This window comes from Streptomyces sp. NPDC056169, assembly GCF_042268445.1.
Lineage (GTDB): Bacteria > Actinomycetota > Actinomycetes > Streptomycetales > Streptomycetaceae > Streptomyces.
In genome coordinates this window covers 108,072-130,662 of record NZ_JBHJUO010000003.1, presented here as the reverse complement: position 1 = coordinate 130,662, position 22,591 = coordinate 108,072, and the positions used below count along the sequence as shown (strand labels likewise).

Sequence of the window (22,591 nt, the reverse complement as noted above, 5' to 3'; positions counted from 1 at the left end):
TGGGGTGCACGGCGCCTTCCGCCCGCTCAGCCGGCGAAGGCGTCACGCACGGCGTCGTACTCACGGGTCCACCAGACCGCCAGGGCCGACACCGCGGGAAACTGCGGGTCGGCCCTTCGGTCGTGCAGCTGGTAGCGCCAGCGCAGGGTCCAGAAGTCGTTGAGCCGCTCCCACCACACCCGGTGCGCCGCCGCGGCCAGCTCGGCACCGTCGGCGCCCGTCGCCCGCCGGTACGCCCGCGCGTACGCCCGCACCTTCTCCAGGGCCAGCTCGCCCCCGGGCCGTACGAAGAAGATGGCGGCCGCCCTGACCGCCTCCTCGGCCCGCGGGCGGACCCCGAGGCGGTCCCAGTCGACGATCGCGGCGGGCTCGGCGCCCCGGTAGAGCAGGTTCAGCGGGTGGAAGTCGCCGTGCACCCAGCCGGACGCGGCGGCCGGCGGCGGCCGGTGGTGGGCGTGCTGGGCGAGCAGCCGGCGGCGCTCCCGCAGCCGGTGCTCGGCGAGCGCGTCGAAGCTGTCGTGGGGCCGGTGCGCGCGGGCGAGGCGGATCAGCTCCTCGATGGCGTGGAAGGTGTCCTCGGGACGGGCGCTCTCGTGCTCGCCGCCCGGCGGCGGGGACTCCATGACCCGCTCCAGACAGGTGTGGACGTGTCCCAGGAGGGCGCCGAGGCGGCGGGAGCCGCCGGTGGAGAGCTGAGTGCCGTCGCGGTGCCGGCCGTCGATCCACGGGTGCAGGGCGTAGCAGAGGCCGTCGACGACCGCGACCGTACGGCCCCGGCTGTCGGCGAGCGGCGGGGCCACGGGCAGGCCCAGGGCGTGCAGGCGCTGGGTGGCGCGGTGCTGCCGGACGATGGTGGCGCGGTCGGCGGTGGGGGCGTCCAGGTGCTGCTTGAGGAAGTAGCGGCCGCGCGTGGTGGAGAGGCGGTAGCCGCGGTTCAGGAGGCCCTGGGCCACGGGTTCGCAGGAGAGCGGCTCGCCCGCGGCCGCGTAGCGGCGAAGGAGGACGCCGACGGGCGGAGCGAGGGTTGCAGATGAGCGCGGCACTCCGCAGATGTTAGATCACGCTACGTGGTGGAGGTGTCGCTCCAACGAGTGGTCCAGGGGGCGCTCCGTGGAGTGGTCCGTGGAGTGCAGCTCGACGGGGCGGCCGGAGGACCCGGCGGGCCGGCCGTCCGTGTAGTCGAGCTCGTGCACGGTCACGAACTGCGGTTCGATCCGCAGGTAGACCGGGTCGAAGGGCTCGTCGTCCACGGCCCGGGGCTCGGGCCCGAAGGCCGCGAGCTGCTCCTCGGTCGGCTCCACGATCTCCGCCGTGCCCGTGAACTGCACGGACCAGATCTTCTGGGCTCCGGTGTTGAAGTTGTCCGCGCCGTACGCGACGACGCTGCCGTTGCAGGCGCGGTGGTAGCCGAGTCCTCGGTGCATCCGGATCAGGACGCGTCCGTCGGTCACGATGTGGCGGGCGGGTGCGACGAAGGGCATCGCCCGCATGCTCGTCGCCACCCGGCCGTACGACACTCGGCCGAGCAACTCGATGGCGCGGATCTCCTCGGTGGACATGGCTTCCACTCTCCGGCACCGGCAGTGTGTCGGAAAAGGGGCCCCTGCCCCGCCTTCATGGGGACGTAGGTCCCGAATCCTGGCCGTCGGCCCCGGGCTGCTCCGTACGGGTGAGGCACGGGAGGCGCCGGGGCCGCGCGGGCCTCAGTGGCGCTCGGCCTGGAGCCGGGCCACGTACGCCGCAGCCTGTGAACGCCGCTCCATGCCCAGCTTCGACAGCAGGCTGGAGACGTAGTTCTTGATGGTCTTCTCCGCAAGGTGGAGCCGCTCGCCGATGACCCGGTTGGTCAGGCCCTCGCCGATCAGGTCCAGGATCTTGCGCTCCTGGTCGGTCAGGTTGGCGAGCTTGTCGTCGCCCTTCGGGTTGTTGCCGTCACGCAGCCGCTCCAGGACGCGGGCGGTCGCGACCGGGTCGAGCAGCGACTTGCCGGCCGCCACGTCCCGCACGGCGTTCAGCAGTTCGTTGCCCCGGATGGCCTTGAGGACGTATCCCGAGGCCCCGGCCATGATCGCGTCGAACAGCGCCTCGTCATCGGCGTACGAGGTGAGCATCAGGCATTTGATGTCCTCGTCCTGCGATCGGATCTCACGGCACACCTCCACACCGCTGCCGTCCGGCAGCCGGACGTCGAGCACGGCGACGTCGGGTCGGGTCGCAGGGATCCTGACCAGCGCGTCTGCCGCCGTCCCGGCCTCGCCGACCACCTCGATGTCGTCTTCCACGGAGAGCAGCTCGTGGACGCCGCGCCGGACGACTTCGTGGTCGTCCAGCAGAAATACCCGGATTTTTCCTTCTTCGCGCACCTGGTCAGTCTCACATATTGGCTCTTCCCGCGCCCGGGGTGCGCGGGATAACGTGCCGGATGTTCCGGCGGCCCCTCTGGCCGTTGCCGACGCGCTGACCAGCGACTGTTCCCACTTTTCTCGATTTACTTGGAAATCCAAGCAAAATCGCAGGTCAAGTGGGGTTTCGCGGGAATGCCGCGCTGTGGGTAACGTGCCTAGAACAGGGCTCTCGCCGGGGCACCTGTCACGCCCGACCCCGGCCGCATCGCACCCACCCCGTGCGAAGGGTACGGATAAGGCGGAGAGCCGCACTGGTCTACCGGCGAACCCGGAGGCCGGACCGACGGAGGAGCACGCACGTGACCGTGGAGAGCACTGCAGCGCGCAAGACGACGCGACGCAGCAGCGGCACCAAGCGCACCGCAAGCGCGAGCACGAGCACCACCAAGAAGACGAGCACGCGCGCCGAGGCGGTAGCGACGGAGCCCGAGCTCGTCCAGCTGCTGACGCCCGAGGGAGAGCGCGTCCAGCACCCCGACTACGACATCGACCTGAGCGCCGAGGAACTGCGCGGTCTCTACCGCGACATGGTCCTCACCCGTCGCTTCGATGCCGAGGCCACGTCCCTCCAGCGCCAGGGCGAGCTGGGCCTGTGGGCCTCGCTGCTCGGCCAGGAGGCCGCGCAGATCGGCTCCGGCCGCGCTCTCCGGGACGACGACTACGTCTTCCCCACCTACCGCGAGCACGGCGTCGCCTGGGTGCGCGGGGTCGACCCGACGAATCTGCTGGGAATGTTCCGTGGCGTGAACCACGGCGGCTGGGACCCCAGCACCAACAATTTCCACCTGTACACGATCGTTCTCGGCTCGCAGACCTTGCACGCCACGGGCTATGCCATGGGCATCGCCAAGGACGGCGCGGATTCCGCCGTGCTCGCGTACTTCGGCGACGGAGCGTCGAGCCAGGGCGACGTGAACGAGTCGTTCGTGTTCTCCGCGGTCTACAACGCCCCCGTCGTGTTCTTCTGCCAGAACAACCAGTGGGCGATTTCCGAGCCCACCGAGAAGCAGACCCGCGTCCCGCTCTACCAGCGTGCCGCCGGCTTCGGCTTCCCCGGCGTCCGCGTCGACGGCAACGACGTCCTCGCGTGCCTGGCCGTCACCCGCTGGGCGCTCGAGCGCGCCCGCCGCGGCGAGGGCCCGACGCTCATCGAGGCGTTCACCTACCGCATGGCCGCCCACACCACCTCCGACGACCCGACGAAGTACCGCCGGGACGAGGAGCGCGAGGCCTGGGAGGCGAAGGACCCGATCCAGCGCCTCAAGACGTACATGGAGAACGAGGGCCACGCCGACGCGGCCTTCTTCGAGGAGCTGGAGGCGGAGAGCGAGGCCCTCGGCAAGCAGGTCCGCGAGGTCGTGCGCGCCATGCCCGTCCCGGAGCACATGGCGATCTTCGACAACGTGTACGCGGACGGGCACGCGCTCGTCGACGAGGAGCGCGCGGAGTTCGCCGCCTACCAGGCGTCCTTCGCGAACGGAGAGGCCGAGTAATCATGGCTGTTCAGAAGCTTCCCCTCGCGAAGGCGCTCAACGAGTCGCTGCGCAAGGCCCTGGAGACCGACCCCAAGGTCCTCATCATGGGCCTGGACGTCGGCAAGCTCGGCGGCGTCTTCCGGATCACCGAAGGTCTGCAGAAGGACTTCGGCGAGGACCGTGTCATCGACACCCCGCTCGCCGAGTCCGGCATCGTCGGCACCGCGATCGGCCTCGCGCTGCGCGGCTACCGGCCGGTCGTGGAGATCCAGTTCGACGGTTTCGTCTTCCCGGCGTACGACCAGATCGTCACGCAGCTGGCGAAGATCCGGGCGCGTTCGCTCGGCACCGTGAAGATGCCGGTCGTCATCCGCATCCCGTACGGCGGCGGCATCGGCGCCGTCGAGCACCACTCCGAGTCCCCCGAGTCGCTCTTCGCGCACGTCGCGGGCCTCAAGGTCGTCACCCCGGCGAACTCCTCCGACGGCTACTGGATGCTCCAGCAGGCGATCCAGAGCGACGACCCGGTCATCTTCTTCGAGCCCAAGCGCCGCTACTGGGACAAGGGCGAGGTCGACACCGAGGCCATCCCCGGCGAGCTGCACAAGGCGCGGGTCGCCCGCGAGGGCACGGACCTCACGCTGGTGGCCTACGGCCCGATGGTGAAGACCTGCCTGGAGGTGGCCGAGGCCGCCGCCGAGGAGGGCAAGTCGATCGAGGTCGTGGACCTCCGCTCGATCTCCCCGATCGATTTCGACACGATCCAGACCTCGGTCGAGAAGACCCGCCGCCTGGTCGTCGTCCACGAGGCTCCGGTGTTCTTCGGCTCCGGCGCGGAGATCGCCGCCCGGATCACGGAGCGCTGCTTCTACCACCTGGAGGCCCCCGTCCTGCGGGTCGGCGGCTACCACGCGCCGTATCCGCCGGCGCGCCTGGAGGAGGAGTACCTGCCGGGCCTCGACAGGGTGCTCGACGCCGTCGACCGCTCGCTGGCGTACTGAGGAGAGCACCGTGACGATCCGCGAATTCAAGATGCCCGACGTGGGCGAGGGCCTCACCGAGGCCGAGATCCTCAAGTGGTACGTCCAGGTCGGTGACACGGTCACCGACGGACAGGTCGTGTGCGAGGTCGAGACGGCCAAGGCCGCCGTCGAGCTGCCGATCCCCTTCGACGGGACCGTGCACGAGCTGCGCTTCTCCGAGGGGACGACGGTCGACGTCGGCCAGGTCATCATCTCGGTGAACGTCGGCGGCGGAGACGCCCCCGCGGCCGAGGCGCCGGCGGCGCAGGCCGCTCCGGTGGCCGAGGCCGCCCCGGTCGTGGCGGCCCCGGCCGCCCCGGCGGTCGAGGACGAGGAGCCCAAGGGCCGTCAGCCCGTCCTCGTCGGCTACGGCGTGGCCGCGAGCTCCACCAAGCGCCGCCCGCGCAAGGCGCCGGCGGGCACCGCCCCGGCGGCTGTGACGGCCGCCCCGGTCCTCGCCTCCGTACCGGAGCAGCTCAACGGGCACGCTCCGGCCGCGGCCAGGCCGCTGGCCAAGCCGCCGGTCCGGAAGCTCGCCAAGGACCTCGGCGTCGACCTGGCGACGGTCACCCCGACCGGCCCGGACGGCATCATCACCCGCGAGGACGTCCACGCGGCGGCGGCTCCCGCCCCCGCGCCGGTCGTCGCGGCCCCGGCCCCCGTGGCCGCCCCGGCCCAGGCCCAGGCCCAGGCCCAGGCCCCGGCTCCCGTCGCGGCGGCCGTGGTGTCGTCGGACGCCCGGGAGACCCGTATCCCCATCAAGGGCGTACGGAAGGCGACGGCGGCGGCGATGGTCGGCTCGGCCTTCACCGCGCCGCACGTCACCGAGTTCGTGACGTTCGACATCACGCGGACGATGAAGCTGGTCGAGGAGCTGAAGTCCGACAAGGACATGGCGGGCCTGCGGGTGAACCCGCTGCTCCTCATCGCCAAGGCCGTGCTGGTCGCGGTGAAGCGGAACCCGGACATCAACGCGGCCTGGGACGAGGCGGCGCAGGAGATCGTGCTCAAGCAGTACGTGAACCTGGGCATTGCCGCGGCCACCCCGCGCGGTCTGATCGTGCCGAACATCAAGGACGCGCACGCCCAGACCCTGCCCGAGCTCTCGAAGTCCCTGAGCGAGCTCGTCGCCACCGCCCGCGAGGGCAAGACCACCCCGGCGGCCATGCAGGGCGGCACCTTCACCATCACCAACGTCGGCGTCTTCGGCGTCGACACCGGTACGCCGATCCTCAACCCCGGCGAGGCCGCGATCCTCGCGGTCGGTGCGATCAAGCTCCAGCCGTGGGTCCACAAGGGCAAGGTGAAGGCGCGTCAGGTCACGACGCTGGCGCTCTCCTTCGACCACCGCCTGGTCGACGGCGAGCTCGGCTCGAAGTTCCTCGCGGACATCGCGGCGATCCTGGAGCAGCCGAAGCGGCTCATCACCCGGGGCTGAGCGGCTCATCGCCTGGGCCTGAGCGGCTATCGCCTGGGCCCGATCTCCCCGATGCGGTAGGCGGGTTCGCCCGTTTCACGTGAAACATCCGGTGACGACATCCGGTGGTGGCATCTGCCGCCACCGGATGTTTCGTTGTGCGGCATGGATCTGCGACGTCGGGATCCACGGAGGCGCCCGTCCGCATCCTGGACGGTGGCTCCTGTTGCACCTCTGTTGTATCTAAGCTGTACGCATGGCATCCGCACCCCCAGCCGCAGACCGCGTCTACATGCACGTCAAGCAGGCGGTGCTCGACCGTCGTTACGAAGGCGGCACCCTCCTCACCGAGGGGGAGCTCGCACTCGCGGTGGGGGTGTCCCGGACCCCCGTCCGCGAGGCCCTGCTCAAGCTGGAGATGGAAGGGCTGCTCAAGCTCTACCCGAAGAAGGGCGCCCTCGTCCTGGCCGTCTCCGCCCAGGAGATCGCCGACGTCGTCGAGACCCGGCTGCTCGTCGAGGAGTTCGCGGTCCGCCGGGCCGTTCCCGCGTCGGCCGTGCTGATCGAGCGGCTCGAAGAGCTCCTGGAGGAGCAGAAGCGGCGCGCGGAGGCCGGGGACCTCGCGGAGGTCGCGGTCACCGACCGCTGCTTCCACGCCGAGATCGTCCGCCACGCCGGCAACCAGATCCTCTCCCGCCTCTACGACCAGCTCCGCGACCGCCAGCTCCGCATGGGCGTCGCCGTGATGCAGTCGCAGCCCGACCGGATCGCCAAGAACATCACCGAGCACGCCGAGATCCTCGACCGGATCCGCGCGGGCGACGTCGAGGGCGCCGCCGCCTGCGTCCGCCAGCACCTCAGCTGGGTCAAGGTCCTGGTCCGGGGAGAGGACCGATGAGCCCCGACAAGCGGAAGGGGCGGGTTCGCGGCAGCCAGAACGGGTACGGCTCCGCCGTCACCCTCCCCGGCGACCCGCCCGGCGGCCGCCGCGCCGCCCTCGTCTGGGGCGTCGGCGTCGCCGTCTACTTCGTCGCCGTCATCTTCCGTACGTCCCTGGGCGTCGCCGGACTCGACGCCGCCGACCGCTTCGACGTCAACGCCTCGGCGCTCTCCACCTTCTCCATCCTCCAGCTGCTCGTCTACGCGGGCATGCAGATACCCGTCGGGCTCATGGTCGACCGGCTCGGCACCAAGAAGGTCCTGGCCATCGGCGTCACGCTCTTCACCCTCGGCCAGCTGGGCTTCGCGCTCTCGCCCACCTACGGCACGGCGCTCGCCTCCCGCGCGCTCCTCGGCTGCGGCGACGCCATGACCTTCATCAGCGTCCTGCGGCTCGGCAGCCGCTGGTTCCCCGCCCGGCGCGGCCCGCTCATCGGCCAGGTCGCCGCCCTCTTCGGCATGGCGGGCAACCTCGTCTCGACCGTCTTCATCGCCCGCGCCCTGCACGGCCTCGGCTGGACGACCACCTTCGTCGGCAGCTCGCTCGCGGGCGTCCTCGTCCTCGTCCTGCTGCTGCTCTTCCTCAAGGACCACCCCGAGGGGTACGAGCCCGAGCCCGCCCGGCACGCGGGCGCCGCCTACGTCCGCCGCCAGATCGCCGAGTCGTGGCGGGAGCCCGGCACACGGCTCGGCATGTGGGTCCACTTCACGACCCAGTTCCCCGCCATGGTGTTCCTGCTGCTGTGGGGGCTGCCGTACCTCGTCGAGGCGCAGGGGCTGTCCCGGGGCACCGCCGGTGAGCTGCTGACCCTGGTCGTGCTCTCCAACATGGTCGTCGGCCTCGCGTACGGGCAGATCATCGCCCGCCACCACACGGCCCGCGCCCCGCTCGCCCTCGGTACGGTCGCGGCGACCGCGCTGCTGTGGGGCACCACCCTCGCGTACCCCGGCGACCACGCCCCGATGTGGCTGCTGATCACCCTCTGCCTGGTCCTCGGGGCCTGCGGACCGGCCTCGATGATCGGCTTCGACTTCGCGCGCCCGGCCAATCCGCCGGAGCGTCAGGGCACGGCCTCGGGGATCGTCAACATGGGGGGGTTCGTCGCCTCGATGACGACGCTGCTCGCCGTCGGCATCCTGCTCGACGCGACCGGCGGCAACTACCGGATCGCGTTCTCGTCCGTCTTCGTCCTGGAGGCGTTCGGCGTCGTGCAGATCCTGCGCCTCAAGGCCCGTACCCACCGCAGGGAGCGGGAGCGGCTCGTCGCCAGCCGCGTGGAGGCCGTGCACGTACCGGCGTAGGAACATGCCGGCGCAGGCACGTACTGGCGTAGGCACCTACCGGCGTCGGCACCTACCGGCATAGGCACGTACCGGCGGCCTGGCGGTTCAGCGGGGCGTCACCGCGAAGTTGTCGAGGATCGCCCGCGCCAGGCCCTCGTCGCCCTCCGTCTTGATCCGGTCGGCGACATCGGCCGGCCGCACGCGCCCGCAGGCGAGCCGGACGAACGTCTCCCAGTCCGTCGCGAGCGTCACCGCAGGGCCCAGCGAGGGCGCCCCGTCGATGGAGCCCCGGCCCTCCGCGTCGACCCGTACCGTCCGCAGGAACTCCACCGGGCCGGTCACGTCGAGCACCACCGCCGAGGAGGCGGGCGCCCCCGCGTCCTTCGCGACCACCTTCGGCAGCGCCTCCAGGAGCACGTCCCGCGTGACGTGCGCCCCGGCCGAGTCCAGGTTGCCCGGCGTGCCCAGCGCGACCCGCAGGTCCTGCTCGTGCACCCACACGTCGAAGGCGCGCATCCGGTAGGCCAGTTCGAGCGACTGCTCGGCGCCGAGGGGAGCGCGGATCATGTGCTCGGGGGAGCGGTTCTCGTTGCGGAGCTGCCGGGCCCGGCGGATGAGGATGTACTCCAGCTCCGAGGTCATCTCCGGCGCGGTGTGGTGCCGCCGCACATCGACCTGGACTTCCGTGTAGCGGGCGAAGTCACTGCGTACGTGGTACAGGTCGCGCGGCAGGGAGTGGATCGGGCGCGGATCGCCGAGCATCTCCGTCTCCATGCCGATGACATGGGAGACGATGTCCCGCACCGACCAGCCGATGCACGGCGTCGGCCGGTTCCACTCGCCCTCCACAAGGGGCTGCACCAGCTCGGCTATCGCCTCGATGGAATGGGTCCAGGCGTCGGCGTAGTTCTGGAGGCTGGGATGGACGGTCACGGGACCCCTCGGCGGTTCTTCGGTGCGCGGGCTGAAAACACGACTGGGTGGGAGGCTCGGACGCTAAGTTACGCTGCCCGAAGGCACCCCGGCAGTGCTTTCGTGTGACGATCGTAGGCCGGTGTTGACGGCTCGAATGCCAGGACGGTGGTAGTGTGCGCGCCTCGCTGATCCAGATCGCGGTAGACCCGGACGAACCGGTCGACGCCCGGCGGGCCCGCGTGGCCCGTCTCGTACGGGAGGAATCCGGCCACGCCGACCTCGTCGTCCTCCCCGAACTGTGGCCCATGGGGGCCTTCGCGTACGAGTCCTTCGCCGCCGAGGCCGAGCCGCTGAACGGCCCGACGCACCGGGCGATGGCGGAGGCCGCGCGGGACGCCGGGGTCTGGCTGCACGCGGGCTCGTTCGTCGAGGCGGAGGGCGGCGCGCTCTACAACACCTCGCTCGTCCTCTCCCCCGACGGTGAACTCGCCGCCTCCTACCGCAAGATCCACCGCTTCGGTTTCGACAAGGGCGAGGCGGTGCTGATGGCGGCGGGGGAGGACCTGGTCACCGTCGACCTGCCGCACCTCACCCTCGGCGTCGGCACCTGCTACGACCTGCGCTTCCCCGAGCTCTTCCGCGGCCTCGTCGACGCGGGCGCCCAGGCGTTCGTCGTCCCCGCCGGCTGGCCCGCCCGCCGCCGCGCGCACTGGACGCTGCTCGCCCGGGCCCGCGCGGTCGAGAACCAGGCGTACGTCCTCGCCTGCGGCACGGCCGGCACCCACGCGGGCGTCGAGCAGGCCGGGCATTCGATCGTCGTCGACCCGTGGGGCGAGGTCCTCGCGGAGGCGGGCCCGGACGAGGAGATCCTGCGGGTCGTCCTCGACCCGGAGAAGGTGACGGCGACCCGCGAGCAGTTCCCGGCCCTCAAGGACCGGGTCCTGGGCCTCGCGGCGCCGCGCGTCCGCCGGCCCTGAGCGGGCGGACCCGAGCCCGATAGGTCAGCTGCCGGGCATGAGCGCGGCGAGGCCCTTGGCAAGGTCCTCGCGGTTCATGACCGGCCGGTAGGAGACCTTGGCGCCGAGCTGGAGGAAGAAGGGCTCCGAGAACTTCGGCAGCTGGGACGGGTCGGCGAGGTCGAAGAAGATGTAGGCGGTCCGACAGCCGTCCTCGGCGCCGAAGTAGGCCGCCTCGGGACGGAGCTCCTCCATCGAGGCTTCCATGATCTTCTGCAGAGTGCCCTGCTTGATGGCCTCGTTGGAGGTCTGGGTGTCCATCTGAACCTTCAGCAACATGCGCATGACGCGGCCTTTCCGACCGGGCAGGCGCTCCGTTCGGTACGCACCCTCGACACCCGGACGCGGTTACCTCCAGCGTCCCCCTTCCCGCCCGCCGGGACCACTCGGCAGCGGACGCTCCCTGGGACCGGCCCCAGGACCGGCCCCAGGACCGGCACTAGGACCGGCACTAGGACCGGCCCCAGGACCGGCTCTCCCTAGGACTGGCTCTCCGCCCACAACTGGCCGATCCGCGAGAAGCCCGCGCGGACCGCCCCGCCCCGGGTGAGGGCCGCGCGGTCCACCCCCGCGAAGATCAGCGCCAGGGACAGGTCAGCCGCGCCCGCGCGGCCCGTCACCGTCACGTCGAGCCGGCGCCGGCTCCCGCGGCCCGCCCCGCGGACCGACACGGTGACCCCCGGGTCCTCGGCGTCCGCCGCGCGGGCCAGCACCCAGGAGCGCCGGTCCCGCGCCCACAGCCGGTAGTGGTCGCCGCCGTACCGCAGCTGGAGCGCGCGCTGACGGGCCGTCGCGCCGAGCCGGTTGCGGGTCATGGAGACGTGGGCGTCGCCGACGCGGAGGGTCGCGCGGTTCAGGGTCGGCAGCCGGATCGTCTCGGTGTGGATGCCCCGTGCCTCGTACGAGGCCGGCGGGATCAGCCCGCCCCGCACCTCCGACAGCACGACCTGCTGCACGGTCTGCCGCAGCGGTGCCTCCACGGTGATCTCGCCGAACTCGGCGGACGCGCCCCGCCAGCCGGCCCGCCGCTCGTACCCCTTGCCCTCGCGCCACGGACGCAGCGTGAACGGTGTGACAGCGGTGTGCATGGCGCCCCCCTGAGGTGGATCCGGTCGTCAGACGACGATCGCATGGAGCGACGCGCGCTCCGGTGCCGGGCCCGGGGTGTACTCCGCCCAGGCCGCCGCCAGTCTCCGCACCGCCTCCGTCAGGACCTCGGGCGGCGCGAGGAAGTGGAGCCGGAGGTGGCGGACGCTGCCGCCGAGGGCGTCGGTCGTGGCGCCCGGCAGGACGGCCACCCCGTGGCGGAGGGCGAGTTGGGCGAAGGAGACGCCGTCGCCGTACGGCAGCCGTACCCACAGGGTCTGGCCGCCGGTCGTCGGCGCGCAGGACCAGGTGGGCAGCAGTCGGGCGAGCGCGGCCCTGAGGTGGTCGTGGCCCGCGCGGACCGCCGCCGTACGGGCCGTCAGGACGGGGGCGAAGTCGGCGAGGAGGCGGGTCGCGGCCAGTTGGGAGGGGAGGTCGCTGCCCAGGTCGTGGAGAGCCTTGAGCCGGGCGAGGCGGGCGATCAGCGGCGCCGGGCCCCGCACCCAGCCGATCCGCAGCCCGCCCCACACGACCTTGCTCAGCGAGCCGACCGCGATCACGTCGCCGTAGGAGGAGAGCGAGGACTCTCCGAGAGCGGGCTCTCCGAGGGAGGACTCCCCGAGGGCGGGCGTGAAGGCCAGGTCGGCGAGGACCTCGTCGTCGACGAGCGGCACGCCCAGCGCGTTCGCCGCCTCGACGAGCCGCCGCCCCGCGAGCGGTGGGAGGACCGTCCCCGTCGGGTTCTGGAAGCGGGCCACGACATAGGCGAGGGCGGGACGGTGACGTTCCATCACCCGTACCGCCTCCGCCACGTCCACCCCGTCGGGGCCCACCGCCACCGGCAGCGGTACGGCCGCCGCCTCGCGGAAGAGGTCGAGCGCCCCCGGATACGTCGGCGCCTCCACGAGCACCCCGTCGCCGGGCGCGAGCAGCAGCCGGGTCAGCAGCGAAAGCCCCTGCTGGGCGCCGGTGGTGACGAGGATCCGCTCCGGCCCGGTCGGCACGCCCCGTGCCGTGTACCGGGCGGCGACCGCCGCCCGCAGCGCCCCGAGCCCGGCCGGGTGGTAGCCGAGGTCCCCGTCGGGCAGGACGAGGGAGCGGTACGCCTCCGCCAGCTCGGGCGGCGGCTGCGAGGGTGCGGCGCAGCTCAGCAGGATCACGTCGTCGGGCGCTTCCAGGAGGTGCAGGAAGAGCGGGTTCGACGTCTCGGTGACCCGCGGCGTCTCGGGGGCGAGCGCGGGCCGGGCGACCCGGGTGCCGCTGCCCTGCCGCCGTACGAGCCGCCCCTCCTGCCGGAGGGTGTCGTACGCGGCGACCACCGTCGTACGGCCCACGGCGAGGGCCGTCGCGAGCCGCCGGTCCGGCGGCAGCTTGGCGCCGGGCGGCAGCGCCCCCTCGTCGATCAGCCGGCGCAGCCGGGCGGCGAGCAGCAGGTAGAGCGGGCCGCGCCCGGCGGACCAGCGGCCCAGGCGGGCGACCAGCGCGTCGATCGTGTGCGGGGTGAGGGTGATCGGCTCCATCGACGAACCAATCTGCCGGGATTGGACCTGGGAAGGCAAACGGCCTGTCCACAGACTGGGCGCATGAGCCACGCCGACTCCGCAGCCTCCCCCGCCGCCGCCCCCGCAGCCTCCCCCGCGGTCTCCTCCGCCGCCTCCCCCGCAGCGGCCTCCGCAGCGGCCTCCGCGGTGTCCCCCCTCCCCGACACGGCCCGCCCCGAGACCCTCGCCGTCCACCCGCCCCACGTCGAGATCACCGGCAGCCGGCCGCTCGGTGTCCCCCTCCACCAGGGCCACGTCTTCGCGTTCGACTCGGCCGACGCCCTCGCCGAGGCCTTCACCTCCCCCGACGCGTTCATGTACAGCCGCCACGGCAACCCCACGGTCCGCACCCTGGAGAACGCCGTGGCCCGCCTCGAAGGCGGCGCCGCCGGCCTCTCCTTCGCCTCGGGCATGGGCGCGGTCAACGGCGTCCTCCACGCCCTGCTCGGCAGCGGAGGCCACGTCGTCGCCCAGACCTGCCTGTACGGCGGTACGTACGCGGTCCTCACCGACCTCGCCACGCGCTGGGGCGTCGACGTCACCTACGTCTCCGGCACGGACCCGGAGGAGGTGCGGGCGGCCCTGCGCCCCGAGACGCGCCTCCTCTACCTGGAGACCATCGCCAACCCGACGACCCGCGTCTCCGACCTGCCCGCGCTCGCCGCCGTCGCCGGCGAGGCCGGGATCCCGGTCGTCGTCGACAACACCTTCGCCTCCCCGCTGCTCTGCCGGCCCCTCCACCACGGCGCCGACATCGTCGTCCACTCCGCCACCAAGTACCTCGCGGGCCACGCGGACGTCCTCGGCGGCATGGCCGTCTTCAAGGACCCCGACCTCCACCGCGACGTCCGCCGGCACACCGTCGAACAGGGCGCGTCCACCGACCCGTTCGCCGCCTGGCTCACCCTGCGCGGCATGCAGACCCTGTCGCTGCGCATCGCGCGCCAGTGCGCGAACGCCGCCGAGCTCGGCGCCCGGCTGGAGGCGCACCCGGCGGTCGCGGCCGTCCGCCACCCCGCGCTCGCGAGCCACCCGGACCGCGAGATCGCCGAGCGGCTGCTGCCGGACGGGGGCGGCGGCGTGATCTCGGTCGACCTCGCGGGCGGCCGGGAGGCGGGCCGTACCTTCGTCGAGGCGGTACGGGTGGCGTCGCTGAGCGTCTCCCTGGGCGATGTGAAGACGCTGGTGATGCACCCGGCCTCCACCTCGCACCACCAGCTCGACGCCGAGGCCCTGGCGGCGGCGGGCATCGGCCCGGGCACGGTCAGGATCTCGGTCGGCATCGAGCACGTCGAGGACCTGTGGACGGACCTGGAGCAGGCGCTGGAGCAGGCCAAGGCCGTGTGAGGGACGGTCAGTCCTCGCGCTCCCGCTCGGCCATCCGGATCACGCACACGGCCACGGCGACGAGCAGCGCCGCGTCCGCGTCCTCGCGGACCACGTTCACGGCGTACGTCTCGCGGACGCGGAACCACTGCCGGGAGATGTGGGCCAGGAGTTCGCCGTCGTACTCGACGGTGAACTCCCGGTCCAGGATCTTCCCGCTGACGTCCAGTTCGGTGCCCTCGACGAGCGTCACCCGGTAGTGGTTGCGCAGGAGCGAGAGCCGTTTGCGGCGGATGCTCGCGAGGGGGCGCTCGTCCCGCTCGATCGTCATCGCGTCCCGCAGGCTGAACATCTTCTGGCGCAGGGTGATCAGGACCTGCCCGTCGGGGTCCTTCAGCTCCAGGGTGTCGCGCAGCCGCATGGCCTTGCCGTCGACGAGGAAGGCGTGGCGGCCCTGCTCGTCCTCGATCCAGTAGTCGTCGCCGATCGCGAAGATCTTGTCCCGTACGAGATATTTCACGCGGATATGCCTGCCCCGTGGCGAGTCCTCTTACGCGACGCGGCTCACGCCGAGAAGGAGCGGGGTCGTACGGGTGTGATCCGGTGTTCATCGGCGGATGGCAAGCTTGAAGGATGAACGATGCCGCCCCGGCGCCCACCCCCGCGCCCGAGCCCCGCCGACGTGCCCGTGTCCGTGCCCCCGAGCTGATCGGCAAGGGCGGCTGGCTGAACACGGGCGGAGACGAACTGACCCTCGCCGACCTGCGAGGAAAGATCGTTCTTCTCGATTTCTGGACCTTCTGCTGCGTGAACTGCCTGCACGTCCTCGACGAGCTGCGCGAGCTGGAGGAGAAGCACCGCGACACGCTCGTGATCGTCGGCGTGCACTCGCCGAAGTTCGTGCACGAGGCCGAGCACCAGGCCGTCGTCGACGCCGTCGAGCGGTACGAGGTGCACCACCCCGTGCTCGACGACCCGGAGCTCGCCACCTGGAAGCAGTACGCCGTCCGGGCCTGGCCCACGCTCGTCGTGATCGACCCCGAGGGGTACGTCGTCGCCCAGCACGCCGGTGAGGGGCACGCCAACGCCCTCCGGACGCTCGTCGAGGAGCTGGAGGCCGAGCACGGGGCCAAGGGGACGCTGCGGCGCGGGGACGGGCCGTACGTGGCGCCGGAGCCGGTGGCCACCGATCTGCGGTTCCCCGGCAAGGCGATCCTGCTGCCGTCCGGGAACTTCCTCGTCTCCGACACCACCCGGCACCAGCTCGTCGAGCTGAGCGCGGACGGCGAGACCGTCGTGCGGCGGATCGGGGACGGCGAGTTCCGCGAGCCGCAGGGCATCGCGGCGCTGCCCGACGGCAGGGTCGTCGTCGCCGACACCGTCCATCACGCCCTGCGCGTGTTCGACCCGGAGAGCGGTGCGATCGAGCGCGTCGCCGGCACCGGCAAGCAGTGGTGGCAGGGCTCGCCCACCTCCGGGCCCGCCCTGGAGGTCGACCTGTCCTCGCCGTGGGACGTCGCCTGGTGGCAGGGCAAGGTGTGGATCGCCATGGCCGGCGTCCACCAGCTGTGGACGTACGACCCCGAGAGCGGGACCGTCGAGGTCGCGGCCGGGACGACGAACGAGGGCCTCGTCGACGGGCCCGCCGCCGAGGCCTGGTTCGCGCAGCCGTCCGGGCTCGCCGCCACCGAGGACCGGCTGTGGATCGCCGACTCCGAGACCAGCTCCGTGCGCTGGATCGAGAAGAACGAGAAGAACGAGAAGAACGAGAAGAACGGGGAGGACGGTGACGGTGACGGGTACGTCGTGCGTACCGCCGTCGGCACCGGACTCTTCGACTTCGGACACCGCGACGGCGCCGCCGACCAGGCCCTGTTCCAGCACCCGCTGGGCGTGACGGCCCTCCCCGACGGCTCGGTCGCGATCAGCGACACGTACAACCACGCCCTGCGCCGCTTCGACCCGGCGACGGGCGAGGTGACGACGCTCGCCACCGATCTGCGCGAGCCGAGCGACGCCGTGCTCGTCGACGGCGACATCGTGGTCGTCGAGTCCGCCCGCCACCGGCTGACGCGGCTGCGGCTGCCCGAGGAGGCCGTGCGGGTCGAGTCGGTCGCCCACCGCACCAAGCGCGAGGCCACCGAGGTCGCCCCCGGCCGCCTCCGCCTCGACGTCGTCTTCCAGGCCCCGACGGGCCAGAAGCTCGACGACCGCTACGGCCCGTCGACCCGGCTCCTGGTCTCCTCGACCCCGCCGGAGCTGCTGCTGGGCGGCGAGGGCACGGGCACGGACCTCTTCCGGGAGCTCGACCTGAACCCGGAGCTCACGGAGGGCGTCCTGCATGTCTCCGCGATGGCGGCGTCCTGCGACGACGACCCGGACAACGAGTACCCGGCCTGCCACGTCCACCAGCAGGACTGGGGCGTCCCGCTGAAGGTCACGGAGACGGGCATCGCCCGGCTGCCGCTGATCCTCGCGGGCATGGACGGCTGACGGGACTCAGCGGACCAGGCCCTGGTTCCTGGACGGGCGCCCCGCGGCCCCGTCCAGGCACCCGGCGACCCAGGCCGCCGGGTCGTGGACGGCCCGGTCGCCGCCCATCCCCTGCCGCTCCATCAGCGCGCACTCCCCGGCGAGCAGCGCCTTCGTGCGCGAGCCGTCGGTGTCGTACCCGCGGATGCGGGAGGCCAGGACGAAACCGCCCTCGTAGGCGATGTCCGTGCCCCACGGCGGCCGGTCGTCGTACTGGGCGACGACGACGGCCGCCGCCGTCACGGCGAGCGTGACGGCGGCGGTGAGACCGGCGGTGAACTTCCCCCGGGACGGGCCCTCGTGACGGTGCATGAGGACGAGCCTGCCGAGCGGGGGCTTTCGCCGATGTTTCGCTCGGCTTCCGGGACGGGCTCAGCCCTCCAGGAAGGCGACCAGTGCGTTCGCGAGGAGGTACGGGTCGTCGGCGCCGCAGAGTTCGCGGGCGCTGTGCATGGAGAGGATCGCGACGCCGATGTCGACGGTCTTGATGCCGTGGCGGGCGGCGGTGATCGGGCCGATCGTCGTGCCGCAGGGCATGTCGTTGTTGGAGACGAACGACTGCCAGGGCACGCCCGCCTTCTCGCAGGCGGCGGCGAAGACGGCCCGGCCGCTGCCGTCGGTGGCGTACCGCTGGTTGACGTTCACCTTGAGGATCGGGCCGCCGTTGACGCGCGGGTGGTGCGTCGGGTCGTGGCGCTCCGCGTAGTTGGGGTGGACGGCGTGGCCGGTGTCGGAGGAGAGGCAGACGGTGCCGGCGAAGGCGCGGGCGCGGTCCTCGTAGGAGCCGCCGCGGGCGTAGACCGAGCGCTCCAGGACGTTGCCGAGGAGCGGGCCCTGGGCGCCGGTGTCGGCCTCGGAGCCGTTCTCCTCGTGGTCGAAGGCGGCGAGGACCGGGATGTACGGGAGGTCGTCGCGGCCCGCGAGGGAGGCGAGCGCGGCGACGGAGGCGTGGACGGACAGGAGGTTGTCCATGCGCGGTCCGGCGAGGAGTTCGAGGTCGCGGCCGAGGTAGGCCGGGGCTTCGACGGGGTGGACCATGAGGTCCCAGCCCGTGACGTCCTCGGCGTCGACGCCGGCCTCGGCGGCGACGAAGGAGATCAGGTCGCCCTCGTGGACCTCGCCGATGCCCCAGATGGGCTGCATGTGGCGCTGGCGCTCCAGCTTGAGGCCGTCGTTGGCCCCGCGGTCCAGGTGGATGGCGAGCTGCGGGACGCGCAGCAGCGGCCGGTCGACGTTGACGAGGTGGTGGCTGCCGTCGCGGAGGGTGAGGCGGCCGGCGAGGCCGAGGTCGCGGTCGAGCCAGGTGTTGAGGAGGGTCCCGCCGTAGATCTCGACGGCGACCTGGCGCCAGCCCTGGGCGCCCATGTCGGGGCGGGGCTTGACGCGCAGGTTGGGGGAGTCGGTGTGGGCGCCGACGATGCGGTACGGGGTGTGGGCGGCGGCGCCCTCGGGCACGTACCAGGCGATGATCGCGCCGCCGCGGGTCACGTACTTCCCGCCGCTCGTTCCGTCCCACTCGGCGGTCTCCTCGACGCGCCGGAAACCGGCCTTCTCCAGGCGTTCGGCGGCACTGGCCACCGCGTGGTACGCCGACGGGGAGGCCGTCAGGAAGGACATGAGGTCATCGGTGTGACCGCGGTCGAAGGGGCCGGCTGTCGGGCGGGAGGCTGCGCTGCTCATGGGTTCACCTTAGCCAGGGACCGGAATGCGGATACGGGACCCCGGAGCAAGGACGCGGGAAGGCGGGGCCGGTGGAGCCGGGCCGGTGGAGCCGAGCCGGGGTGAGGCGGGGCCGGTGGAGCCGGGCCGTCGGGGTGAGGCGGGTCCGGGATGGAGCCGGGCCGTCGGGGTGGGGCGGGGCGGAGCCGGGCCACCGGGACCGGCGAGTGAGCCGAAGGGGCGCGGCCGGGGGAACGGCCCCGAGCGCGCGGAGGCCCCGACGAAGGAGGGGTCGAGCACGGTCGGGACCGTGAGCCCGGCTTGAGCGCCCCGGAGGCGAACCGAGCCCGAAGAAATACAGCACGGCCCGCCCCCCTCCCCGGGGACGGGCCGTGCCGGTATGGGCGAGGGGCGTCCTAGAACGCGGCCTCGTCCAGGTCCATGAGCGAGCCCTCGACGGCCTCGGCGAGCGCGCGCTCGGCCGAGACGCCCGGCAGGACGTTGGCGGCGAAGAACTTCGCGGCCGCGATCTTGCCCTGGTAGAAGGCGACATCCTTGCCGGTGGCGCCCGCGGCCAGCTTCTCGGCGGCGACGGCCGCACCGCGCAGCAGCAGGTAGCCGACGACGACGTCGCCGGAGGCGAGCAGCAGGCGGGTGGTGTTGAGGCCGACCTTGTAGATGTTCTTGACGTCCTCGCCGGTGGCGGTGAGGTCGGTGATCATCGTGCCGACGATGCCTTCGAGGTCGACCGCGGCCTTGGCGAGCGCGTCGCGGGCGCCGGCCAGCTCCTCGCCGCCGGTGCCGACCGCGAGGAACTTCTTGATCTCCTCGGAGAGGGCGTTCAGGGACGCGCCCTGGTCGCGGACGATCTTCCGGAAGAAGAAGTCCTGGCCCTGGATGGCCGTGGTGCCCTCGTAGAGGGTGTCGATCTTGGCGTCCCGGATGTACTGCTCGATCGGGTACTCCTGGAGGAAGCCGGAGCCGCCGAAGGTCTGGAGCGACTGCGCGAGCTGCTCGTAGCCCTTCTCGGAGCCGTAGCCCTTCACGATCGGGAGCAGCAGGTCGTTCAGGCCGTGGAGCGCCTTGACGTCCTCGCCGGCCGCTTCCTTGATCGCGATCTCGTCCTGCACGGAGGCCGTGTAGAGGACGAGGGTGCGCATGCCCTCGGCGTACGCCTTCTGCGTCATCAGCGAGCGGCGGACGTCGGGGTGGTGCGTGATGGTGACCTTGGGCGCGGCCTTGTCCATGAAGTTGGCCAGGTCGGTGCCCTGGACGCGCTCCTTGGCGTACTCCAGGGCGTTGAGGTAGCCCGTGGAGAGGGTGGAGATCGCCTTCGTGCCGACCATCATGCGGGCGAACTCGATGATGAGGAACATCTGGCGGATGCCCTCGTGCTTGTCGCCGATGAGCCAGCCCTTGGCGGGGTGCTGGTCGCCGAAGGTCATCTCGCACGTGTTGGAGGCCTTGAGGCCCATCTTGTGCTCGACGTTCGTCGCGTAGACGCCGTTGCGGGCGCCGAGCTCGCCGGTCTCCCAGTCGAACTCGTACTTCGGGACGAGGAAGAGGGAGAGGCCCTTGGTGCCGGGGCCGGCACCCTCGGGGCGGGCGAGGACGTAGTGGAGGATGTTCTCCTCCATGTCGTGCTCGCCGGAGGTGATGAAGCGCTTCACGCCCTCGATGTGCCAGGAGCCGTCCTCCTGCTGGACGGCCTTGGTGCGGCCGGCGCCGACGTCGGAGCCGGCGTCGGGCTCGGTGAGGACCATGGTGGAGCCCCAGCGCTTCTCGACCGCGATCTGGGCGACCTTCTTCTGCGCCTCGTTGCCCTCGTTGTAGAGGACGCCGGCGAAGGCCGGGCCGGAGGAGTACATCCAGATGGCCGGGTTCGAGCCGAGGAGCAGTTCGGCGTAGGCCCAGACGAGGGAGCGCGGGGCAGTGGTGCCGCCGATGCCCTCGGGGATGCCGAGGCGCCAGTACTCGGAGTCCATGAAGGCCTTGTAGGACTTCTTGAAGGAGGCCGGGACGGGGGCGGTGTTGGTCTCCGGGTCGAAGACCGGCGGGTTGCGGTCGGCGTCGGTGAAGGACTCCGCGAGCTCGTTCTCGGCGAGGCGGCGGATCTCGTCGAGGATGCTCTTGGCGGTCTCGACGTCCATCTCCTCGAACGGACCGGTTCCGTACACCTTGTCGCGGCCGAGGACCTCGAAGAGGTTGAACTCGATGTCGCGGAGATTCGACTTGTAGTGCCCCATGGCGACGGCTCCGTTAAGGCTCGGGGAGGCAGGTTCCTCGTACACGTACCAGCGAGTAGCAACACGCTCTCTCCGATGATGCTACCCACCGGTAATAAGAGCAACCCCTTCCGGGCCATCTGTGACGCAGTAGGCTCAGGGCCCATGTACGGCTACGACCAGAATCCGGGTGCCCAGCAGCAGTACGCCCCGCCGCAGCAGGGGTACGCGCAGCAGCCTCCGCTCTATCCGGAGCCCTCGCCTCCGTCTCTCGCCGACGCCGTACGCGCCTTCACGACCGGCACCCTCGCCCCCGAGGACTTCCAGCAGATCTTCGCGACGTCGAAGGTCTACTGCCCGCGCGGCGACAACCCCGGCTTCCTGGCCCTGCACAACACCCAGCAGCCGGTGATCCCGATGTTCACCACGCTCAAGGAGCTGCGGCGGTACGCGGGCAAGGAGTCGAAGTACTTCGTCATCACCGGCGCCGAGGTGATCGACCTGCTGCCCACCGGCTACGGCTTCGTCCTCGACATGGAGGGCGACCACCGCATGGTCTTCGACGCCAAGGCCGTCGAGCAGATGGTCGACTACGCGATGCGCCGGATGTACGGCTGACCGATTCTTGACCCATGGGGCGCCCGGGAGGAATTCCTCCCGGGCGTTCCGCGTTCCTGGTGGCAGAAAGTTCAGCGTTCAACTAAAGTGGACGTACAAGGTCGCACCTAGGAGGTCCGGTCATGCCCGCAGTGACTGTCGAGAACCCGCTCACCCTGCCGCGCGTCGGCGCCCCGGCCGACGCCGCGTCCCGCCCCGTGCTCGCCGTGACCACGGCCCCGTCCGGCTTCGAGGGCGAGGGATTCCCGGTGCGCCGCGCGTTCGCCGGGATCAACTACCAGTACCTCGACCCGTTCATCATGATGGACCAGATGGGCGAGGTGGAGTACGCCCCCGGCGAGCCCAAGGGCACGCCCTGGCACCCCCATCGCGGCTTCGAGACCGTCACCTACATCATCGACGGGATCTTCGACCACCAGGACTCCAACGGCGGCGGCGGCACCATCACCAACGGCGACACCCAGTGGATGACAGCAGGTAGCGGCTTGCTCCACATCGAGGCCCCGCCGGAGTCCCTCGTCGTCAGCGGCGGACTCTTCCACGGCCTCCAGCTCTGGGTGAACCTCCCCGCGGCCGACAAGATGATGGCCCCCCGCTACCAGGACATCCGCGGCGGCCAGGTCCAGCTGCTCACCTCCCCCGACGGCGGCGCGCTGCTCCGCGTCATCGCGGGCGAGCTCGACGGCCACGACGGCCCCGGCATCACCCACACCCCGATCACGATGATCCACGCCACCCTGCGGCCCGGCGCCGAGATCAGCCTGCCGTGGCGCGAGGACTTCAACGGCCTCGCGTACGTCCTCGCCGGCCGCGGCACCGTCGGCGCCGAGCGCCGGCCCGTCCACACGGGCCAGACCGCCGTCTTCGGCAAGGGCGGCGCGCTCACGGTCCGCGCGGACGAGAAGCAGGACGGCCACACGCCGGACCTGGAGGTCGTGCTCCTGGGCGGGCAGCCGATCCGCGAGCCCATGGCGCACTACGGCCCGTTCGTCATGAACACCCAGGCCGAACTCCGCCAGGCCTTCGAGGACTTCCAGGCGGGCCGGCTCGGCACGATCCCGGCCGTCCACGGCATGGGGGAGTAGTACACAGCCCGTGTTGACGGGCCGTCACCCGTACGGCCGTCAGCGC

Annotated in this window: 21 protein-coding genes; 10 read left to right on the top strand and 11 right to left on the bottom strand. The window is 71.8% G+C overall.

Features of this window, described 5'->3' with window-relative positions; translation table 11 throughout:
- Positions 1-26: 26 nt before the first annotated feature.
- From ACFC0G_RS05550 to ACFC0G_RS05540, 3 genes are all read right to left on the bottom strand, one after another.
- Positions 27-1,043 (bottom strand): phosphotransferase, encoded by a 1,017-nt coding sequence (locus tag ACFC0G_RS05550; RefSeq protein WP_376397658.1) that lies wholly within the window; start codon positions 1,041-1,043, stop codon positions 27-29.
- Between the two features lie 15 nt (positions 1,044-1,058).
- The gene (locus ACFC0G_RS05545; RefSeq protein WP_376397655.1) at positions 1,059-1,559 is read right to left on the bottom strand and encodes a pyridoxamine 5'-phosphate oxidase family protein; all 501 of its coding nucleotides are present in this window, start codon (positions 1,557-1,559) and stop codon (positions 1,059-1,061) included.
- A 144-nt stretch (positions 1,560-1,703) separates the two neighbouring features.
- On the bottom strand, positions 1,704-2,363 hold the full coding sequence (locus tag ACFC0G_RS05540) for a response regulator (RefSeq protein ID WP_376397652.1): 660 nt from the start codon (positions 2,361-2,363) through the stop codon (positions 1,704-1,706).
- Positions 2,364-2,704: 341 nt separating this feature from the next.
- Here ACFC0G_RS05540 and pdhA point away from each other — a divergent pair, with 341 nt between their 5' ends.
- The 5 genes from pdhA to ACFC0G_RS05515 all read left to right on the top strand — a co-directional run bounded on the left by pdhA (position 2,705) and on the right by ACFC0G_RS05515 (position 8,560).
- Positions 2,705-3,898 carry a pyruvate dehydrogenase (acetyl-transferring) E1 component subunit alpha gene (pdhA, locus tag ACFC0G_RS05535; protein ID WP_376397649.1) on the top strand — a complete coding sequence of 398 codons (1,194 nt, stop codon included), beginning with the start codon at positions 2,705-2,707 and terminating at the stop codon, positions 3,896-3,898.
- A 2-nt stretch (positions 3,899-3,900) separates the two neighbouring features.
- Entirely contained in the window at positions 3,901-4,881 is a 981-nt protein-coding gene (locus ACFC0G_RS05530) for an alpha-ketoacid dehydrogenase subunit beta (RefSeq protein ID WP_376397646.1), read from the top strand.
- A gap of 31 nt (positions 4,882-4,912) precedes the next feature.
- Positions 4,913-6,340, top strand: coding sequence for a dihydrolipoamide acetyltransferase family protein (locus tag ACFC0G_RS05525; RefSeq protein ID WP_376398433.1), 1,428 nt, complete (start codon positions 4,913-4,915; stop codon positions 6,338-6,340).
- Positions 6,341-6,575: 235 nt separating this feature from the next.
- Positions 6,576-7,217: a GntR family transcriptional regulator gene (locus tag ACFC0G_RS05520; protein WP_376397643.1), complete on the top strand. Its 642-nt coding sequence runs from the start codon at positions 6,576-6,578 to the stop codon at positions 7,215-7,217.
- Complete coding sequence (locus ACFC0G_RS05515; RefSeq protein WP_376397640.1) at positions 7,214-8,560, top strand: nitrate/nitrite transporter; 1,347 nt, start codon at positions 7,214-7,216, stop codon at positions 8,558-8,560. The genes ACFC0G_RS05520 and ACFC0G_RS05515 overlap by 4 nt, the downstream gene beginning before the upstream one ends.
- An 87-nt stretch (positions 8,561-8,647) precedes the next feature.
- Here ACFC0G_RS05515 and ACFC0G_RS05510 read toward each other — a convergent pair whose 3' ends face one another.
- Complete coding sequence (locus ACFC0G_RS05510; RefSeq protein ID WP_376397637.1) at positions 8,648-9,475, bottom strand: maleylpyruvate isomerase family mycothiol-dependent enzyme; 828 nt, start codon at positions 9,473-9,475, stop codon at positions 8,648-8,650.
- A 155-nt stretch (positions 9,476-9,630) separates the two neighbouring features.
- On the opposite strand from ACFC0G_RS05510, the gene ACFC0G_RS05505 reads away from it, so the two are divergent.
- A complete protein-coding gene (locus tag ACFC0G_RS05505) occupies positions 9,631-10,434 on the top strand; it encodes a carbon-nitrogen family hydrolase (RefSeq protein WP_376397633.1) in 804 nt (267 codons plus the stop codon).
- Between the two features lie 24 nt (positions 10,435-10,458).
- Here ACFC0G_RS05505 and ACFC0G_RS05500 read toward each other — a convergent pair whose 3' ends face one another.
- The 3 genes from ACFC0G_RS05500 to ACFC0G_RS05490 form a co-directional block, all read right to left on the bottom strand.
- Entirely contained in the window at positions 10,459-10,758 is a 300-nt protein-coding gene (locus ACFC0G_RS05500) for a hypothetical protein (RefSeq protein WP_376397630.1), read from the bottom strand.
- Positions 10,759-10,952: 194 nt separating this feature from the next.
- A complete protein-coding gene (locus ACFC0G_RS05495; protein ID WP_376397627.1) occupies positions 10,953-11,561 on the bottom strand; it encodes a hypothetical protein in 609 nt (202 codons plus the stop codon).
- Positions 11,562-11,588: 27 nt separating this feature from the next.
- On the bottom strand, positions 11,589-13,079 hold the full coding sequence (locus tag ACFC0G_RS05490) for a PLP-dependent aminotransferase family protein (RefSeq protein ID WP_376397624.1): 1,491 nt from the start codon (positions 13,077-13,079) through the stop codon (positions 11,589-11,591).
- A 63-nt stretch (positions 13,080-13,142) separates the two neighbouring features.
- Here ACFC0G_RS05490 and ACFC0G_RS05485 point away from each other — a divergent pair, with 63 nt between their 5' ends.
- Positions 13,143-14,447 carry a trans-sulfuration enzyme family protein gene (locus ACFC0G_RS05485; RefSeq protein WP_376397621.1) on the top strand — a complete coding sequence of 435 codons (1,305 nt, stop codon included), beginning with the start codon at positions 13,143-13,145 and terminating at the stop codon, positions 14,445-14,447.
- A gap of 7 nt (positions 14,448-14,454) precedes the next feature.
- On the opposite strand, the gene ACFC0G_RS05480 is transcribed toward ACFC0G_RS05485, so the two are convergent.
- Positions 14,455-14,946, bottom strand: coding sequence for an LURP-one-related/scramblase family protein (locus ACFC0G_RS05480; protein ID WP_376397618.1), 492 nt, complete (start codon positions 14,944-14,946; stop codon positions 14,455-14,457).
- A 113-nt stretch (positions 14,947-15,059) separates the two neighbouring features.
- On the opposite strand from ACFC0G_RS05480, the gene ACFC0G_RS05475 reads away from it, so the two are divergent.
- Entirely contained in the window at positions 15,060-16,919 is a 1,860-nt protein-coding gene (locus tag ACFC0G_RS05475; RefSeq protein WP_376397614.1) for an NHL domain-containing thioredoxin family protein, read from the top strand.
- A gap of 6 nt (positions 16,920-16,925) precedes the next feature.
- On the opposite strand, the gene ACFC0G_RS05470 is transcribed toward ACFC0G_RS05475, so the two are convergent.
- The 3 genes from ACFC0G_RS05470 to ACFC0G_RS05460 form a co-directional block, all read right to left on the bottom strand.
- On the bottom strand, positions 16,926-17,270 hold the full coding sequence (locus tag ACFC0G_RS05470) for a hypothetical protein (RefSeq protein ID WP_376397611.1): 345 nt from the start codon (positions 17,268-17,270) through the stop codon (positions 16,926-16,928).
- 60 nt (positions 17,271-17,330) lie between these two features.
- Positions 17,331-18,638: a M18 family aminopeptidase gene (locus ACFC0G_RS05465; protein ID WP_376397608.1), complete on the bottom strand. Its 1,308-nt coding sequence runs from the start codon at positions 18,636-18,638 to the stop codon at positions 17,331-17,333.
- A 395-nt stretch (positions 18,639-19,033) separates the two neighbouring features.
- A complete protein-coding gene (locus tag ACFC0G_RS05460) occupies positions 19,034-20,863 on the bottom strand; it encodes an acyl-CoA dehydrogenase (RefSeq protein ID WP_376397605.1) in 1,830 nt (609 codons plus the stop codon).
- Positions 20,864-21,007: 144 nt separating this feature from the next.
- Between ACFC0G_RS05460 and ACFC0G_RS05455 the strand changes: the two genes are divergently transcribed.
- Positions 21,008-21,460 (top strand): SseB family protein, encoded by a 453-nt coding sequence (locus tag ACFC0G_RS05455; protein WP_317597074.1) that lies wholly within the window; start codon positions 21,008-21,010, stop codon positions 21,458-21,460.
- Between the two features lie 122 nt (positions 21,461-21,582).
- Positions 21,583-22,545 (top strand): pirin family protein, encoded by a 963-nt coding sequence (locus ACFC0G_RS05450; RefSeq protein WP_376397602.1) that lies wholly within the window; start codon positions 21,583-21,585, stop codon positions 22,543-22,545.
- Positions 22,546-22,591: the final 46 nt, after the last annotated feature.

Bases quoted from the DNA above. Each gene is read 5' to 3' on its own strand.
- ACFC0G_RS05545 (WP_376397655.1), bottom strand. From the start codon at position 1,559: ATGTCCACCGAGGAGATCCGCGCCATCGAGTTGCTCGGCCGAGTGTCG.
- ACFC0G_RS05530 (WP_376397646.1), top strand. From the start codon at position 3,901: ATGGCTGTTCAGAAGCTTCCCCTCGCGAAGGCGCTCAACGAGTCGCTG.
- ACFC0G_RS05525 (WP_376398433.1), top strand. From the start codon at position 4,913: ATGCCCGACGTGGGCGAGGGCCTCACCGAGGCCGAGATCCTCAAGTGG.
- ACFC0G_RS05520 (WP_376397643.1), top strand. From the start codon at position 6,576: ATGGCATCCGCACCCCCAGCCGCAGACCGCGTCTACATGCACGTCAAG.
- ACFC0G_RS05515 (WP_376397640.1), top strand. From the start codon at position 7,214: ATGAGCCCCGACAAGCGGAAGGGGCGGGTTCGCGGCAGCCAGAACGGG.
- ACFC0G_RS05500 (WP_376397630.1), bottom strand. From the start codon at position 10,758: ATGCGCATGTTGCTGAAGGTTCAGATGGACACCCAGACCTCCAACGAG.
- ACFC0G_RS05495 (WP_376397627.1), bottom strand. From the start codon at position 11,561: ATGCACACCGCTGTCACACCGTTCACGCTGCGTCCGTGGCGCGAGGGC.
- ACFC0G_RS05490 (WP_376397624.1), bottom strand. From the start codon at position 13,079: ATGGAGCCGATCACCCTCACCCCGCACACGATCGACGCGCTGGTCGCC.
- ACFC0G_RS05485 (WP_376397621.1), top strand. From the start codon at position 13,143: ATGAGCCACGCCGACTCCGCAGCCTCCCCCGCCGCCGCCCCCGCAGCC.
- ACFC0G_RS05475 (WP_376397614.1), top strand. From the start codon at position 15,060: ATGAACGATGCCGCCCCGGCGCCCACCCCCGCGCCCGAGCCCCGCCGA.
- ACFC0G_RS05470 (WP_376397611.1), bottom strand. From the start codon at position 17,270: ATGCACCGTCACGAGGGCCCGTCCCGGGGGAAGTTCACCGCCGGTCTC.
- ACFC0G_RS05465 (WP_376397608.1), bottom strand. From the start codon at position 18,638: ATGAGCAGCGCAGCCTCCCGCCCGACAGCCGGCCCCTTCGACCGCGGT.
- ACFC0G_RS05460 (WP_376397605.1), bottom strand. From the start codon at position 20,863: ATGGGGCACTACAAGTCGAATCTCCGCGACATCGAGTTCAACCTCTTC.
- ACFC0G_RS05455 (WP_317597074.1), top strand. From the start codon at position 21,008: ATGTACGGCTACGACCAGAATCCGGGTGCCCAGCAGCAGTACGCCCCG.
- ACFC0G_RS05450 (WP_376397602.1), top strand. From the start codon at position 21,583: ATGCCCGCAGTGACTGTCGAGAACCCGCTCACCCTGCCGCGCGTCGGC.